Consider the following 2227-nt stretch of genomic DNA (forward strand, 5'->3'; position numbering starts at 1 on the left):
GGGCGCGGGCCGGCCGCAGACACAGAACGCGCAATCGGAGCGGCACCCGGGATTTTCCCTAAGCCCGACTACCCTGCGGCGTCCGACAGCAGGTCCTGCACATACGCCTTCCAGGCCCCGGCAAAACTTGCCGCAAGCTGCGACAGCGGCCGCTCGCTGGGAGTCAGGATCGAGTAGCCAAAGGGAATTTGCGGATCGAAAGGCAGGAAACGGATCCGGTCTTCACCTGCATTGCTGCGGCGGTAGCTTTCTGCGCTCAGCACGTCGACCACGGCACAGGCCTGCCCGGCGGCAATGAAGTGGAACAGCGGCAGGAAGTACTGGGCGTCGTAACGCAGGTTGAATTCGGCACCTGCCGCCTGGAACGCCTGGGACGTGGCCTGATACGTATTGTGATCAGGCTGCAGCGCCCCCATCGGCAAACCGTTCAGATCGGCAGCGGTAATCACCGCACGCTCTGCCAGGCGATGGCTGGCAGGAACCGCGCAAAGGCAATTGCTGGGCAGCTCTTCCGCCGCATAGAGCTTCCGGTCGCCGCGGAACCGGGTCATATCGCAGAACCCGATATCGAAACTGCTGGCGGCCACCAGGCTGCGCACTTGCGGTGAAGAGCGCGTCGCCAATGTGACCCGCACCTCGGGTTTGCCGGTTACAAAGCGGCTGATAAACTCCGGCAGCAGGTAGGTCGAGGGCCCCGGCATCGCCACGATGCGGATCGAGCCCTGCACCCGGTCGCGCATATTGGCGAGGTTCTGCTGTGCGGTTTCCATCCGCGACAGAATCTCGGTGGCCTCCTCCATCAGGTACTGCGCCTCAGGCACCGGCACCAGGCGGCGCCCCTCGCGCAGGAACAGGGTGAGGCCCAGCTCCTCCTCCAGCGTCTTGATGGCGGCGCTGATCGCAGGCTGGGTGCGGTGCAGGTTGCGCGCCGCCTGGCTGACCGAGCCGGTCTTCATCACCTCATGGAACACCGCAAGCTGATGTGAGTTCATGGACCCGCCCCTTTCAGCGTAAAGCCAACATAAATTCAATCTATACATACCGTATAATTTTAAATTTGTACTTATGCTTTTCCTTTCCCATGATGCAAAGATCAAAAGTATTCGCTGCGCCAGAGGAGACGCAGCCAATAATCCAGGGAGACTGTTATGGGACTTTTCAAGAAACTGACCGGGGCCGCATTGGCCTGCACCATGCTGACCGGCGCCGCGGTGGCGCAGGATATGACCTTCTTCCGCATCGGCACCGGCGGTGCAGGCGGCACCTATTTCCCGATCGGCGGCATCATTGCCAACGCGATTTCCAACCCGCCCGGCTCGCGCGCCTGCGGCGAGGGCGGCAACTGCGGCGTGCCCGGCCTGGTGGCGATGGCGCAGTCGACCAACGCCTCGGCGCATAACGTGAACGCCATCCAGGCAGGCCAGATGGAAGCGGGCCTCTCCGGCGCCGCCACCCTGCACTTTGCCTATCACGGCAAGGGCAAGTTTGAAGGCAACGCCAAGCCCGACCTGCGGGTGATCGCCAACCTCTATCCGGAAGATCTGCACCTAGTGCTGCCCGAAGGCCACAAGCTGGACGGCCTGGCCAGCCTCAAGGGCAAGCGCGTGGGCATCGCCCAGGCCGGCTCTGGCACCCAGATCGCAGTCGAGCTGATCCTGGACGACCACGGGGTGAACCGCGATAACATCGACGAAGCCGAACTGAACAACGCCCAGTCTGCCGAGCGCATCGCCGACGGCCAGCTGGATGCTTATTTCTATGCGGCCGGCACCCCGGTTGCTGCGATGATCCAGCTCGACAACACCAAAGGCATGGAGCTGCACAACTGGTCGGCGGAAGAGGTCAAGATGGCCAACACCACCGTGCCATACTACATCCCCTCGACCATTCCGGCCGGCACCTACCCGGGTGTGGACTATGACGTGAACACCGTGGCGGTCTCCGGCATGCTGGTCACCAACGCCAACCAGTCCGAAGATCTGATCTACGAGATCACCAAAGCGATGTGGTCCGACACTGCCCGCAAGCTCTTGGACAACGGCCACCCGAAGGGCAAGGCGATCACGCTGGAAACCGCGCTGGACGGGATCGACGGCATCGGCGTGCCGCTGCACCCGGGTGCCGAGCGTTTCTACCGCGAAGTGGGCCTGCTGAAGTAAACTCTCAAATGAGCGTTTCAAATACATAAGGAACCGCCCGGCCGATAGGCCGGGCCGCGCCCGACCCT

At 62.6% G+C, this 2227-nt stretch carries 2 protein-coding genes; one reads left to right on the forward strand and one right to left on the reverse strand.

Annotated features, from left to right (window positions below):
• Window positions 1-68: 68 nt before the first annotated feature.
• Window positions 69-992 (reverse strand): LysR family transcriptional regulator, encoded by a 924-nt coding sequence (locus tag RA20_RS04395; RefSeq protein WP_039125044.1) that lies wholly within the window; start codon window positions 990-992, stop codon window positions 69-71.
• A 156-nt stretch (window positions 993-1148) separates the two neighbouring features.
• Between RA20_RS04395 and RA20_RS04400 the strand changes: the two genes are divergently transcribed.
• Window positions 1149-2159: a TAXI family TRAP transporter solute-binding subunit gene (locus RA20_RS04400; protein WP_039125046.1), complete on the forward strand. Its 1011-nt coding sequence runs from the start codon at window positions 1149-1151 to the stop codon at window positions 2157-2159.
• The last annotated feature ends 68 nt before the right edge of the window (window positions 2160-2227 follow it).

It is taken from the genome of Leisingera sp. ANG-Vp (assembly GCF_000813725.1).
GTDB lineage: Bacteria > Pseudomonadota > Alphaproteobacteria > Rhodobacterales > Rhodobacteraceae > Leisingera.